Annotated in this window: 13 protein-coding genes; 6 read left to right on the plus strand and 7 right to left on the minus strand. The window is 67.3% G+C overall.

Annotated elements, in window-relative coordinates:
- Genes ASE11_RS20675 through ASE11_RS20690 form a run of 4 tightly spaced genes read right to left on the minus strand, consistent with a single transcriptional unit; the run spans nucleotide 1 to nucleotide 3,182 of the window.
- The gene (locus tag ASE11_RS20675; protein WP_056276028.1) at nucleotides 1-324 is read right to left on the minus strand and encodes a non-heme iron oxygenase ferredoxin subunit; all 324 of its coding nucleotides are present in this window, start codon (nucleotides 322-324) and stop codon (nucleotides 1-3) included.
- Nucleotides 325-333: 9 nt separating this feature from the next.
- Nucleotides 334-822, minus strand: a complete 489-nt coding sequence (locus tag ASE11_RS20680; RefSeq protein WP_200959394.1) for an aromatic-ring-hydroxylating dioxygenase subunit beta — start codon at nucleotides 820-822, stop codon at nucleotides 334-336.
- Complete coding sequence (locus ASE11_RS20685) at nucleotides 819-2,180, minus strand: aromatic ring-hydroxylating dioxygenase subunit alpha (RefSeq protein ID WP_056276031.1); 1,362 nt, start codon at nucleotides 2,178-2,180, stop codon at nucleotides 819-821. The genes ASE11_RS20680 and ASE11_RS20685 overlap by 4 nt, the downstream gene beginning before the upstream one ends.
- A gap of 15 nt (nucleotides 2,181-2,195) precedes the next feature.
- Complete coding sequence (locus tag ASE11_RS20690) at nucleotides 2,196-3,182, minus strand: 2Fe-2S iron-sulfur cluster-binding protein (RefSeq protein WP_056276036.1); 987 nt, start codon at nucleotides 3,180-3,182, stop codon at nucleotides 2,196-2,198.
- Nucleotides 3,183-3,312: 130 nt separating this feature from the next.
- On the opposite strand from ASE11_RS20690, the gene ASE11_RS20695 reads away from it, so the two are divergent.
- Nucleotides 3,313-4,233 carry a LysR family transcriptional regulator gene (locus ASE11_RS20695; protein WP_056276040.1) on the plus strand — a complete coding sequence of 307 codons (921 nt, stop codon included), beginning with the start codon at nucleotides 3,313-3,315 and terminating at the stop codon, nucleotides 4,231-4,233.
- Between the two features lie 7 nt (nucleotides 4,234-4,240).
- On the opposite strand, the gene ASE11_RS20700 is transcribed toward ASE11_RS20695, so the two are convergent.
- The gene (locus ASE11_RS20700; RefSeq protein WP_056276042.1) at nucleotides 4,241-4,894 is read right to left on the minus strand and encodes a DedA family protein; all 654 of its coding nucleotides are present in this window, start codon (nucleotides 4,892-4,894) and stop codon (nucleotides 4,241-4,243) included.
- Between the two features lie 35 nt (nucleotides 4,895-4,929).
- On the opposite strand from ASE11_RS20700, the gene mutL reads away from it, so the two are divergent.
- From mutL to ASE11_RS20725, 5 genes are all read left to right on the plus strand, one after another.
- Nucleotides 4,930-6,858 carry a DNA mismatch repair endonuclease MutL gene (gene mutL, locus ASE11_RS20705; RefSeq protein WP_082585920.1) on the plus strand — a complete coding sequence of 643 codons (1,929 nt, stop codon included), beginning with the start codon at nucleotides 4,930-4,932 and terminating at the stop codon, nucleotides 6,856-6,858.
- Nucleotides 6,859-6,995: 137 nt separating this feature from the next.
- Complete coding sequence (locus ASE11_RS20710; protein ID WP_056276048.1) at nucleotides 6,996-7,862, plus strand: alpha/beta hydrolase; 867 nt, start codon at nucleotides 6,996-6,998, stop codon at nucleotides 7,860-7,862.
- A gap of 87 nt (nucleotides 7,863-7,949) precedes the next feature.
- Nucleotides 7,950-9,194, plus strand: a complete 1,245-nt coding sequence (locus tag ASE11_RS20715) for a Bcr/CflA family efflux MFS transporter (protein WP_082585901.1) — start codon at nucleotides 7,950-7,952, stop codon at nucleotides 9,192-9,194.
- 8 nt (nucleotides 9,195-9,202) lie between these two features.
- Nucleotides 9,203-10,168, plus strand: coding sequence for a tRNA (adenosine(37)-N6)-dimethylallyltransferase MiaA (gene miaA / locus ASE11_RS20720; protein WP_056276052.1), 966 nt, complete (start codon nucleotides 9,203-9,205; stop codon nucleotides 10,166-10,168).
- 4 nt (nucleotides 10,169-10,172) lie between these two features.
- On the plus strand, nucleotides 10,173-10,823 hold the full coding sequence (locus ASE11_RS20725) for an ABC transporter ATP-binding protein (protein WP_056276053.1): 651 nt from the start codon (nucleotides 10,173-10,175) through the stop codon (nucleotides 10,821-10,823).
- Between the two features lie 15 nt (nucleotides 10,824-10,838).
- Here the strand turns inward: ASE11_RS20725 and ASE11_RS20730 are convergent, their stop codons facing one another.
- Together ASE11_RS20730 and ASE11_RS20735 are read right to left on the minus strand one after the other, a co-directional pair.
- Nucleotides 10,839-11,987, minus strand: a complete 1,149-nt coding sequence (locus ASE11_RS20730; RefSeq protein WP_082585921.1) for an ROK family transcriptional regulator — start codon at nucleotides 11,985-11,987, stop codon at nucleotides 10,839-10,841.
- Nucleotides 11,988-12,099: 112 nt separating this feature from the next.
- The gene (locus ASE11_RS20735; protein WP_056276058.1) at nucleotides 12,100-12,552 is read right to left on the minus strand and encodes an RbsD/FucU family protein; all 453 of its coding nucleotides are present in this window, start codon (nucleotides 12,550-12,552) and stop codon (nucleotides 12,100-12,102) included.
- Nucleotides 12,553-12,554 lie beyond the last annotated feature (2 nt).

Genomic DNA, 12,554 nt, shown 5'->3' on the forward strand with positions numbered 1-12,554 from the left:
TCAGCCCTGCAGTTGCAGGAACACCCGCCCGCCTTCGATGCGCACCGGGTAGCAGCGGATGGCCTCGGTGGCCGGCGCACAGGTGGGACTGCCGTCGCGAATATCGAACCTGCCCTGGTGCAGCGGGCATTCGATCTCGTGCCCATCGAGGAAGCCGTCGCACAGGCGCGCGTGGCCATGGGTACAGGTGTTGTCGGTGGCGAACACGCTGCCGTCCACCTTGTAGAGCGCAATGTCGCGGCCGGCGACCTGCACCCCGATCACGTCGTCCTCGGGAACGTCGGCTTCATCGCTGGCGTCCAGCCATTCTGGCTCGTTGCTCATGGTGTGTTCTCAGATCGGGTAGATGATGGAATTCGGGATCATTTCGCTGTCGTACACGCACAGGCGCGAAGCGAACTTGAGGCCGGCCGGTGTGCGCACGATCACGTCGATGTAGCGCCCGACGTTGAAGACCGTCGATTCGTGCGACAGCTTGGTGCGGAACACCGCGTAGTTGGCCTCGACCTCGAAACGGTCGGCCTCGGCCTTGTGCACCAGTGGTGCGCCCACCACATGGCGCTGGTAGTAGGGGTCGTGGAACAGCGTCTCCTTGATTCCGTAGGCCCGGTCCTTGAGCATGCCCTTGCTCTCGAAAAACAGCGTGGCCAGCGGGAAACCGCGCTCGTGGTTCTCGCGCGGAATCAGCTTGTAGATGCAGTCATCGATGAAGAACTCGGGCCAGAGATCCCAGTCGCCCGAATCGACCGCCTGGGCGTAGTCGGCGTACAGGCGCGAGATGGCCAGGTGGTCCTCGAATCGCACATCGGGTGCTTCGCTCATGTCTGGTCCTCCATCACTTCGCGCCAGTACTGGTACATGCCACGGATCAATGTCTCGGTGACCATGTGGTCGGTGTCGCCCACCTCACGCCCACCCAGCTCGGCCAACGTGCGGTGAAATGGTTTCTGCTCGAAACCCAGCTGCGAGAACTCGATCACCTCGCCGTCGTCCGCCGAGACGAAGCCCGCTGGTCCGAACAGGTTGGCCTGGCGCAGCCGGCGCTGCGTCATCTCGGCGCTGTCGTCCTCGAAGCCGAAGTGCGTCCAGACGAAGTCGAACGCGCCGTGACCATCGGGCTGGATGTGCCGCGTCGACACGCTGTTGACCTGTTGCTGCAGGATGATGCTGGGAAAGATCGTCATCATCACCGCCGTGGGAACAGGTGCCCCCACGCTCGCCGCTTCGCGCGCTTCGCTGCCCCCCGAGGGGGCGTCGGACGCCTTGGGGCGGCCCGGCGGCATCGGCCCTTCCCACCAGGGCTCGGGCACGATGTCCAGGAAACGCGGGTCGTGCAGCTGCATGCTCTCCTTGAAGCTGGAGACCTGGGTCACCTGATCGGCTTTGCCCGACTGGCCGCGCGTGGAGATCATGGCCGCGTGGCGGTGGCGCGCATCCATCTTCAGTTCGCTCTTGTTGTCGGCGCGCCAGAGGCCGAAGGTGACGAACCAGGTGTGCAGCAGGCCCGGGTGGTAGGGGTCCTTGATGTTCTCCTGCATCAGCTTCCAGTTGCCCGGGATGCGCTGGCGGTTGTAGCCCAGGATGGTGAGCTTGCGGCCGTTGAACAGCCGGTCGAAATAGGCCAGGATGGTGGGGCCGAGGAATTCCTCCAGCGACTCGATGCCGTGGTCGAAGCTGGCGAACACCACCCCGCCGCGCGTGGCCACCTTGAGCTGGTTCAGGCCGTGGTCGGTGGTCTTGAAATCGGCCGGCATGCCGCCGTTGACCTTGCCGTCCTGCTTCACGCCCCGGCGAAACGGCACACCTTGCAGATCGCCCTTGAGCGTGTAGCTCCACTGGTGGTACGGGCAGACGAATTCCTTTTTGTTGCCGTGGCGCTCGCGGCAGAACTGCATGCCCCGGTGGGCGCACACGTTCTCCACCACGCCGATGCCGCCATCGGCATCGCGCACCATGATGACCGAGCGCTCCCCCACCACCGTGCGCTTGTAGTCGCCCGCGTTGGGCACCTCGGCTTCAAGGCCGACGTAGTTCCAGTGCTTCGTGTAGAAGAAGCGCTCGAGTTCCTTCTTGTGCTGCTCGGCATCGGTGTAGGCCATGAAGGGAATGCGGCTCGTGCCGTCGGACTCCCAGTGGATGCGTTCGGGGAAGGTGCCCGCGTCTTCGGATGGGTTGCTCATCGTTGTCTCCTTGGTCTAGGTGCCGCTGGCGTAGAACGCGTCGGCGTAAATCTGCCCGGGCAACACGCCCATGCGCTGGACGAGCCGCGACGCGGCTTCCACCATGGGTGGCGCACCACAGAGGTAGGCGCGAAAGCCTTGCAGGTCGGGCCAGTCCTGCTCGATCGCGTCGGTGACGAGGCCGGTGCGGCAGCCCGGCGCGCGGCCAGACGCGATGACCGTGTGCACCTGCAGCCTCGGGTACTGCTGCTGCAGCTCGGCCAGCCAGTCCTGCCCGTACACGTCGCGTTCGGAGCGCACACCGAAGTAGAGGTGGATGGGGTTGTGCATGCCCGATGCGACGACGCCGCGCACGATGGACAGGATGGGTGCGAGCCCGGTGCCGCCGGCCACGCAGAGCATGGGCCCGGTGTGCTTGCGGCGCAGGTAGGCCGAGCCCAGCGGGCCGGTCACGCGCACCGCATCGCCCACCTTCAGATCGCGCTCGATGTAGCCCGTCACGCGGCCGTCGGGCACGCGCCGCACGTGGAATTCGAGCTCGCCATCGGTGCACAGGCCGGCCATGGAATAGGGGCGGATGTGGTCGGGCGTGAACTGCAGTTGCGCGTACTGCCCGGGCGAGAACTCCAGCGGCTTGGCGGGCTTGAGCCGCAGGCGCTGGATGTCGTGCGTGGGCGACTCGATCGCGACCACGGTGGCCTTGATGATGCGCGCGGGGTGCACCACCACCTCGTCGGGTTCGGGAATCTCGACGGTGCAGGGCTCGGTGAGAAAGGTCTGGCAGGCGAGCACGCTGGTCGCGTCGTCCAGGGCTTGCGGTGGCCGCTGTTCGCGGCCGGATTCCAGCACATGCCCCGAGATCACCTTGCAGCGGCAGGTGCCGCAGCGGCCCGCCAGGCAGCTGTACGACACCGGGATGTCGTTGGCGCGCAGCGCTTCCAGCAGGTTCACGCCCGCGTCGACACGCAGCGTGCGCTGCAGCGGGCGTACATGAATGTCCATCGTGGTGTGTCTCTGGTTTTCGTGGGAACTGGGGCCATGATCACGACCGGATGAAAATCAGTCAATGCAATGAAATCGATTGACACTATCATTCATATCAATATTGACGAACCCACCTCAGAGACCCGCCATGAAGCTCGAAGAGATCGATCTGAACCTGCTGGTCGTGTTCAACCAGTTGCTGACCGAACGCAAGGTCTCCAGGGTGGCCGAGAACCTGGGCCTGGGTCAGCCGGCGGTGAGCAACGCGCTGGCGCGGCTGCGCAAGCTGTTCGACGACGAGCTGTTTCTGCGCACCGCCCACGGCATGCAGCCCACACCCTTTGCCGAGCAACTGGCCGAATCGATCGGCTATGCGCTCGGCATGATCCACAGCGCCGTGAACGCACGCAGCTCGTTCGACCCGGCCACCAGCCAGCGCAGCTTCTCCGTGGGCATGACCGACATTGGCGAGATCTATTTCTTGCCGCTGCTGATGCAGCGCATCCGGCAGCTGGCGCCCTCGGTGACCATCAGCACGGTGCGCAACACCTCGCTGCACTTGCGCGACGCGATGGAGGCTGGCCAGGTCGATCTGGCGATCGGCCTGCTTCCGCAACTCAAGGCCGGCTTCTTTCAGCGGCGCCTGTTCGAGCAGCGCTATGTGTGCCTGTTCCGGCAGGGGCACGCGCTTGATCTCAAGCGCATGAAGGCGGCCGATTTTTTTGCCGCCGAGCATGTGGCCGTGGTCTCGGCCGGCACGGGGCATGGGCAAGTGGACGAGATTCTCGACAACCACTCACCGCAGCGACGCGTGAAGCTGAAAGTGCCGCACTTCGTGGCCATCGGCCACATCCTGCAGTCCACCGACCTGATTGCCACCGTGCCCGAGCGCCTGGCCGAGCGCATGGTGCAGCCCTTCGGGTTGAAGCAGCTGCCACATCCGGTGGACTTGCCCAGAATCGCGATCAACCTGTTCTGGCACGCGAAGTACCACAAGGACCCGGCCAACCAATGGCTGCGCAACCTGATCTTCGAGCTGCACGCCGACCGCGTGGGCGCACAGCCGTGAGCCCGGTTCAGACGGGGTTGCGCTTGGCCTCGCGGCTGGCCTTCCAACCGCCATACAGGGCAATCAGACCGGGGATGAGGATCATGGCCCAGATGATCTTGCTCAGGTTCGTCTGCACCCAGGGCAGGTTGCCGAACCAGTAGCCCGCGGCCGTGAGGCCCACCACCCAGATCAGCGCGCCGATCACGTTGTAGGCGGTGAACTTGGTGCGCGTCATCTCGGCCACACCGGCCACGAAGGGCGCGAAGGTGCGGATGAAGGGCATGAAGCGCGCGAGGATGATGGTGACGCCGCCGTATTTCTCATAGAACGCGTGCGCCTGGTTGAAGGCGTTGCGGTTGAAGATCCGGGAGTTCTCCCACTGAAACACCTTTGGTCCGAAGTAGCGGCCGATCGAATAGTTGGTCTGGTCGCCCAGCACGGCCGCGGCCACCAGCAGGCCCATGGCCAGCGGCAGGCTCATCAGGCCCGCGCCGCACAGCGTGCCCACCACGAACAGCAGCGAATCGCCCGGCAGGAAGGGCATGACCACCACGCCGGTCTCGGTGAAGATGATCAGGAACAACAGGGCATAGACCCACGCGCCATAGTTCTGAACAAAGGTCTGCAGGTGCTGGTCGACGTGCAGGATGAAGTCGATGAGAAAGGCAATCAGTTCCATGGAGGGGGATTATCCCTGCCGCCTACAATTTGATCGTGACAACCCCACCCAGCACCCTCCAGCCGATTCGCCGGCCCATCCGTGAGCTCCCCGATGAACTGATCAGCCAGATCGCCGCTGGCGAGGTGGTGGAGCGGCCGGCTTCGGTGGTGCGCGAACTGGTGGACAACGCGCTGGACGCCGGCGCCACGCAGATCACGCTGCGTCTGCAGGCCGGCGGCGTGCGGCTCATCGGCGTGGAAGACAACGGCAGCGGCATCCTGCGCAGCGAGCTGCCCAACGCACTCAAGCGCCACGCCACCAGCAAGATCGCCAGCCTCTCCGACCTCGAATCGGTGGGCACCATGGGGTTTCGTGGCGAGGCGCTGGCCGCCATCTGCTCCATCGCCGAGGTCTCGCTGCTCACGCGCGTGGACACACCCGACGAACCCCACGGCTGGCTGCTCGATGGCCGCAGCGGCGAACTGCAACCTACGGCGCGCGCACCCGGCACCACGGTGGAAGTGCGCGAGCTCTTCTTCGCCACGCCGGCACGGCGCAAATTTCTCAAGACCGACGCCACCGAGCTGGCCCATTGCATCGAGGCCGTGCGCCGCCACGCGCTGGCGCGGCCCGACGTGGGCTTTGCGATCTGGCACGACGGCAAGCTGGTCGCGCAGTGGCGTGCGGTGGCCGGTGGCGGCATGGATGCGCTGCGCCAGCGCCTGGCCGACGTGCTGGGCGACGATTTCGTGCAGCAGGCCGTGGCGCTGAACTGGCCGATGGACGCGCCGGACGACGCCGGAGCGCAGCGCCTGCGCGTGTGGGGCTTCGCGGGTGTGCCCGACGCTGCGCGCTCGCGCGCCGACTGGCAGTTCGCCTACGTGAACGGTCGCTACGTGCGCGACAAGACCATCACCCACGCCGCGCGCAGCGCCTACGAAGACGTGCTGCACGGCCACCGCCAGCCGGTGTATGCGCTGTTCGTCTCGCTCGACCCGACGCGGGTGGACGTGAACGTGCACCCGACCAAGATCGAGGTGCGGTTTCGCGATGGACGCGAAGTGCACCAGGGTGTGCGGCATGCGGTGGAAGCGGCACTGGCTGTGCCGCGCTCGGGGACAACCCCTGAGCCGGTGGACACAGTGCCCGCACCGGCGTGGACACCACCGGCACGGCAGGATGGATTTGCGTTCCGGCCTCGCGAGCCCGAGATCGGGCACCGGGTGAGCGACGTGGCCGCCCTGTGGGGCTACGGTTCTGGCGAGGCTTCGATCCTTCGACAAGCTCAGGATGAGCGGGTTGCAGCCCGAACGGACTTCGTTTCGACTGACCACCTCGACTCCGTTCGGGCTGAGCCCGTCGAAGCCCCCACCCACCCACAGCCTCTGCCTACCGGCGACTGGCCACTCGGCCGCGCCATCGCCCAGTTGCAAGGCGTCTACATCCTGGCCGAGAACACCCAGGGCCTGGTGGTGGTCGACATGCACGCCGCGCACGAGCGCATCGTCTACGAACGGCTCAAGCAGCAGCTTGACGACCAGCAGGTGGCCAGCCAGCCACTGCTGATCCCGGCCACGTTTTCCGCCACGCCCGACGAGGTGGCCACCGCCGAAGACTGCACCGAGGTGCTCAAGACATTGGGCCTGGAGGTCACCGCACTCTCGCCCAAGACGCTGGCCGTGCGCGCCGTGCCGACCACGCTGGCCCAGGGCGACCCGGTGGAGCTGGCGCGCAGCGTGCTCGCCGAGCTCGGCCTGCATGATGCGAGCACCGTGGTGCAACGCGCGCGCAACGAGCTGCTGGCCACCATGGCCTGCCACGGTGCGGTGCGTGCCAACCGGCGCCTGACGCTGGACGAGATGAACGCGCTGCTGCGCCAGATGGAAGTGACCGAGCGCTCCGACCAGTGCAACCACGGCCGCCCCACCTGGCGCCAGGTGGGCATGAAAGAGCTGGACGCGCTGTTCCTGCGCGGGCGCTGAACGGGCCCGTCCCGGGCCTTTGGTCGGGAATTCGGCGAGAAATCCCGTCCCCAGCCATGATGGGCCTCCCCGCTGGCATGGAACGTGCGCGCAGCGAAGTCTGAACTTTTTGCCCAGCGAGCCGCTCCATACCCGTCATGAAACGCCTGTTCGCCCTCCTGCTGGCCTCGCTGGCACTGCTCGCCGGTTGCGCCACGCTCGACGAGCAGCAGCGCACCTGGATCTTCCAACCGTCGGACCGCAGCTGGGCCGGCGGCACCCACGCGGCCGAGAGCATGGAAGACGTGTGGATCGACTTCACCTCGCAGGTCACCGAGAAACCCGTCAAGCTGCACGGGCTGTGGGCACAGAACGACAACTTCGCCGCGCGCGCCGATGCACCGGTGATGCTCTACCTGCACGGTGCGCGCTTCAACGTGACCGGCTCGGCCTTTCGCGCCCAACGCATGCAGGAACTCGGCTTCTCGGTGCTCGCCATCGACTACCGCGGCTTCGGCAAGAGCACCAACGAACTGCCCTCGGAGACCAAGGCCTACGAAGACGCCCGCGCCGCCTGGGACTGGCTGGGCGAAAAGTACCCCGGGCGGCCGCGCTACATCTTCGGCCATTCGCTGGGCGGCGCCATTGCCATTGAACTCGCGGCTCAAGTGAAAGACGAAGCCGGCACGGTGGTCGAAGGCACCTTCACCTCCATCCCCGACGTGGTGAGCACCTTCAAATGGGGCTGGCTGCCGGTGAGTCTGCTGATCACCCAGCGCTTTGAAGCGGTGAAGCGCGTGCCCGACATCGGCTCGCCGCTGCTCGTGGTGCATGGTGGCGAAGACCGCCTGATCCAGCCCGAGCTGGGGCGCAAGCTGTACGAAGCTGCCAATGTGCGCAAGGCCTTCGTGCTGGTCGAGGGTGGATCGCACCACAACACCAACTCCGTCGGGCAGGCGCAGTACCGCACCGCGCTGGCCGCCCTGTTCGGCCTGGACGACTCGACCCGCGTCGTCAAGCGCTGAGCCTGCCGGTGCGGTGGAAGCACCGGGAAAATCCGAAGGGCTTCTGCTACCCTCGACCGGATGCCCGCAACGCCATCCTCTTCAGCCATGTCACCCGGTCTCGTCGTGCTGGCGCTCTCTCTTCTGCTGGGCCTGCAGCCCATCGCCACCGACCTGTACCTGCCCGCCCTGCCCGCCCTCACGGCCGGCTTTGGCGCGGCCATGTCGCAGGCCCAACTCACGCTCACCGCGCTGCTGCTGGCGTTTGGCGTGTCGCAGATGTTCTGGGGTCCGCTGTCGGACCGCTTTGGCCGGCGGCCTGTTCTGCTGATCGGCATGAGCGCCTTCGTGGTGGCGTCGGTCGGCAGCACCTTTTCGCCCTCCATCGAACAGCTCATCGTCTGGCGCGCGGTGCAGGGCGCGGCCATGGGCGCGGGCGTGATGTGCGCGCGCGCCATCGTGCGCGACCTGTACCTGCCCACCGAAGGCGCGCGCATGATGTCCAAAGGGCTCACCGGCCTGGGCGTGATCGCCTGCGCCAGCGCGCCGCTGGGCGGCTTCCTGTCCGACCTGCTGGGCTGGCGCCTGTCGCTGATGGCGGTGGCCGTGTTCGGTGCCATCACGCTGGGCGTGATCGCCTGGCGGTTCGAGGAAACCCTGCTCGCGAAGAACTCCCGCGCCCTGCAACCCGGCATGCTGCTGGGCACCTGGGTGCAGATCGCGCGCCATCCCACCTTCTGGGCCTTTGCACTGCTCTCCGCCACCTCGTACTGCGGCCTGTTCACCTTCCTCGCGGCCTCACCCTTCGTGTTCATCCAGGTGCTCGGCATGACCAAGACGGGCTATGGCCTGATGATGATGACGATGTCGCTGAGCTACATCGTGGGAACCTTCATCTGCCGCCGTCTGCTGCTGCTTCTGGGCGTGCGGCGCACCGTGGCCGTGGCCGCGGTGTTCACGCTGGTGGGCGGCACCTGCATGGGTGTGCTGGCCTGGCTGGGCGTGCAGAGCGCCTGGGCCATCATGTTGCCGTTCTACCTGTTCATGATGGGCCACGGTGTGCACCAGCCCTGCGGCCAGAGTGGCGCGGTGGGCCCGTTTCCGCAGGCCGCCGGCGCGGCATCGGCGCTGGCCGGCTTCATCATGATGATCGCGGCGTTTCTGGTGGGTGGCTGGCTGGGCCAAAGCCTGGCGGCCATTCAATCCGGCACCGGCACGGTGCTGCCGCTCACCAACGGCATCTGGTTCTGGAGCGTGTTCATCTCCCTGACCGCCTGGACGCTGGTGCAGCGCTTTGGCGAGAGCCGGCCCGGGCCTGAGCGCGCGGCACCGGGCAGCGTGACGCAAGGCTGACCCGGTCCATGCCCCACGTGTCCTGCATCGGCCTGGCCGGGCCCACCGCCAGCGGCAAGAGCGCAGCCTCGCTGGCCATCGCGCGGCGCTGGCCGGTGGAGATCATCAGTGTCGACTCGGCGCTGGTCTACCGCGGCATGGACATCGGCACGGCGAAACCCAGCGCGGCCGAACAGGCGCAGGTGCCGCACCACCTGATCGACATCCTTGACCCGCTGCAGAGTTACAGCGCCGCCGACTTCGTGCGCGACACCCTCCGGCTGGTGGCCGAGATCAACCAGCGCGGGCGCACCGCCTTGCTGGTGGGCGGCACCATGCTGTATTTCAAGGCGCTGCTGGTGGGCCTGGACGACATGCCGCAAGCCGACATCGCGGTGCGGGAGCGCATTGATGCCCAGGCCAAGGCACTCGGCTGGCCCGCGCTGCACGCCGAGCTGATGCGGGTCGACCCGGTCACGGCCGCGCGCCTTCCGCCCAACGATTCGCAGCGCATCCAGCGCGCCCTCGAGGTGTTCGAGGTCTCGGGTCGGCCGCTCTCCTGCTTTCAGACCGGGCGCACGCACAACCCCGACAGCCCACTCGCACCCGGGCAACTGATCTCGCTGGAGCCGCTTGACCGCGCCTGGCTGCACGCGCGCATCGCGCAGCGCTTCGATGCGATGTTGGCTGAGGGCTTCCTCGATGAAGTGAAGCGCCTGCGCGCGCGCGGCGACCTGGGCACCGACCTGCCTTCGATGCGCTGCGTGGGTTACCGGCAGGCCTGGGAGTTGCTCGACGGCCACGGCGACACGCTCGCCCCCGCGCAACTCGCCGAGCTGCGCGAACTCGGCATCGCAGCCACGCGCCAGCTCGCCAAGCGCCAGCTCACCTGGTTGCGTTCCATGCCGCAGCGCCGGGTCATTGCGTGCGACGCGCCCGATGCGCTGGCGCGCGTGATCGAATCGGTGCAAGCCCTGTTGGGCGCACCCACCTGAACCCATGTCACTCGTCGTCGAACAGCTCGGCAAACGCTACGGCTCCACCACCGTCTTCAGCGGTGTGAACCTCACGGTGGCGCCCGGTGAGTTCATTGCCATCGTGGGCGAATCGGGTGTGGGCAAGTCCAGCCTGCTCAACTGCCTGGCCGCGCTGGACGACTGGAGCGAAGGCCGCATCACGCACGCAGGTGTGGAGCTGGGAGCCCTGAGCGACACGCAGCGCGCGCACTGGCGCCGTGCGCACCTGGGCTTTGTGTTCCAGGCCTTTCATGTGCTTCCCCACCTGGACGTGGCGCAGAACGTGGGCCTGCCCTTGCTGTTGTTGGGCCGGCCGGATGCCGCGCGCGTGCAAGCCATGCTGGACGCCGTGGGCCTGGGCGACCTGGGCGCGCGGCTGCCGGCCGAACTCTCGGGTGGCCAACTGCAGCGCGTGGCCATTGCCCGTGCGCTGGTGCACCGCCCCAGCCTGCTGCTGGCCGACGAGCCCACCGGCAACCTCGACCCCACCACCGCCGCGCAGGTGATGGACGTGCTGGAGCAACAGGCTCGGGAGAGCGGCGCCGCGCTGGTGCTGGTGACCCACTCGCAGACAGCCGCAGCACGGGCACAGCGGGTGCTGCACCTCACCGCCAACGGACTGCAACCTGCCTGAGGCTTCAGCGAGCGCTCAGACCTTGAGGATGACGTCGTGGTCGGGCGCGAAGCAGGCGTGCAACGGCAACAGCGCACCGCCCAGAGCCCGCGCGTCCGAGCCGATGCTGCCCAGCTCCAGGCGCGGGCGGTGCAGACCTTCCCAGCTGTAGGACGCCAGCGCCGTGCGCGTTCGCTCGCACAGGGCGCGCAGCAGATCGGGTGCGATCGCCCCGTCCATCACCACCGCCTCCACATCGAGAAACGCGGTGCCCGAGACCACGCACTGCGCCAGCGCCGGCGCTGCGCGCGCTATCCAATCGTGGCTGTACGGCAACCAGGGCGCCTGCAGGGCCCGCGCGTCGTAGGCGGCCATCGGGTCCAGCCCGTGCTGGCGAAAGCGCTGCTCCAGGTCCCACAGCGACGCTTCGCTGATGAGCTGAGGCGTCGGCTCACCGCCTTGCGCCACGCGCAGGGGCAGTGAGGCAACAGCGCCCGCGTTGCCGTGGATGCCGCGATGCAGGTGCGAGTCGAGCACCAGCCCACCGCCGACAAAGGTGTCCATGAACAGGTAGAGAAAACTGCGGATGTCGCGCCCTCGCCCCTGCAGCAGCTCGGCCACGCAGGCGGCCGAGGTGTCCTTGGCAAAACTCACCGGCAGATCGGTGAGCTTCTGCACCTCGGCACCCAGGTCGATCTGGTTCCAGGCTTGCGACTGTTCGGCCGTGAGGCCCAGCATGCGGTGCCAGCCACCCAGTTGGAACGGCGCGGCCACGCCCACGCCCACCACGCGGTCGCTCAGCGGACCGAGCTTCTTCAGCAGGCGGTTGAGGTTGGTCTTGATCGCGGGCAGCAGCACCGGGATGTCGGGAAAGGCGTAGTCCAGCACCAGGCGCTCGCGCACCTGGCCGGTGAAGTCCACCAGCAACCAGTCGGCGCTGCGCCGGCCGATCTTGATGCCGATGGCGAACGCGCCGTCGGGGTGCAGGCCCAGCGGCACCGAGGGCTGGCCCACGCGCCCGCGCACCGGCGCCTCGCGGCGCAGCAACTGATCTTCGTCGAGTCGGGCCGTGATCAGCCCGATGGTCTGGGCGGTGAGCCCGGTCAGGCGCGCGATGTCGGCCTTGGCCAGGCTGCCGTGCACGCGCAGCGCCTGCAGCACCACGCGCTCGTTGAACTGGCGCATGCCCACCTGGTTGGAGCCCCGCGGTCGCAGGCGCGGCTGATCGCCCGGCTCAACATCGGGAACGGCTTCGGTGGCGTCGTTGGGTTTCACTGCGTCGGCTTCGGTGTCGGGTTCAGGTGCGCAAAGTGTCGCCGATGACACCCTTGCGCAGGATGAAGTTGCCCCAAGGCTGCAGCTCGCCGGTGACCACGATGGCGTAGGCCTTCTTCACACGCTCGTAGAAGGCAAAACGCTCCACCGCTTCGGCCTGGCCCTCGACCAGGCCTTCAGCGGCCAGCACCGCCAGCGTCTCGCGCTGCAGGGCCGAGCGGTACGGCGCCTCGGTACCGCCCACCTGCATGTAGGCCACCGGCTGCGGCACGTCAGCCGCCAGCGGCAGCACGCTGGCCACGGCCTGTACCGTGCGTGCCATGCCCACACCGGGCAGGCGCAGCACCGTCTTGCCCGCGCCCAGGCTCATGGCGGTGAAGTTCGCATCGGCGAGCACCAACGCGTCGTCGTGGCCCATCTCGGCCAGCAGTTTCAGCAGCTCGGGGCTGAGCAGGGGGTCGATGCCTTTGAGCATGG

Source organism: Hydrogenophaga sp. Root209 (genome assembly GCF_001428625.1).
Lineage (GTDB): Bacteria > Pseudomonadota > Gammaproteobacteria > Burkholderiales > Burkholderiaceae_C > Hydrogenophaga.

Coding starts and splice junctions, on each gene's coding strand:
- ASE11_RS20700 (WP_056276042.1), bottom strand. CDS start 4,894: ATGGAACTGATTGCCTTTCTCATCGACTTCATCCTGCACGTCGACCAG.
- ASE11_RS20710 (WP_056276048.1), top strand. CDS start 6,996: ATGAAACGCCTGTTCGCCCTCCTGCTGGCCTCGCTGGCACTGCTCGCC.
- ASE11_RS20690 (WP_056276036.1), bottom strand. CDS start 3,182: ATGGACATTCATGTACGCCCGCTGCAGCGCACGCTGCGTGTCGACGCG.
- ASE11_RS20685 (WP_056276031.1), bottom strand. CDS start 2,180: ATGAGCAACCCATCCGAAGACGCGGGCACCTTCCCCGAACGCATCCAC.
- ASE11_RS20695 (WP_056276040.1), top strand. CDS start 3,313: ATGAAGCTCGAAGAGATCGATCTGAACCTGCTGGTCGTGTTCAACCAG.
- ASE11_RS20675 (WP_056276028.1), bottom strand. CDS start 324: ATGAGCAACGAGCCAGAATGGCTGGACGCCAGCGATGAAGCCGACGTT.
- ASE11_RS20725 (WP_056276053.1), top strand. CDS start 10,173: ATGTCACTCGTCGTCGAACAGCTCGGCAAACGCTACGGCTCCACCACC.
- miaA (WP_056276052.1), top strand. CDS start 9,203: ATGCCCCACGTGTCCTGCATCGGCCTGGCCGGGCCCACCGCCAGCGGC.
- ASE11_RS20730 (WP_082585921.1), bottom strand. CDS start 11,987: ATGCGCCAGTTCAACGAGCGCGTGGTGCTGCAGGCGCTGCGCGTGCAC.
- ASE11_RS20680 (WP_200959394.1), bottom strand. CDS start 822: ATGAGCGAAGCACCCGATGTGCGATTCGAGGACCACCTGGCCATCTCG.
- ASE11_RS20715 (WP_082585901.1), top strand. CDS start 7,950: ATGTCACCCGGTCTCGTCGTGCTGGCGCTCTCTCTTCTGCTGGGCCTG.
- ASE11_RS20735 (WP_056276058.1), bottom strand. CDS start 12,552: ATGCTCAAAGGCATCGACCCCCTGCTCAGCCCCGAGCTGCTGAAACTG.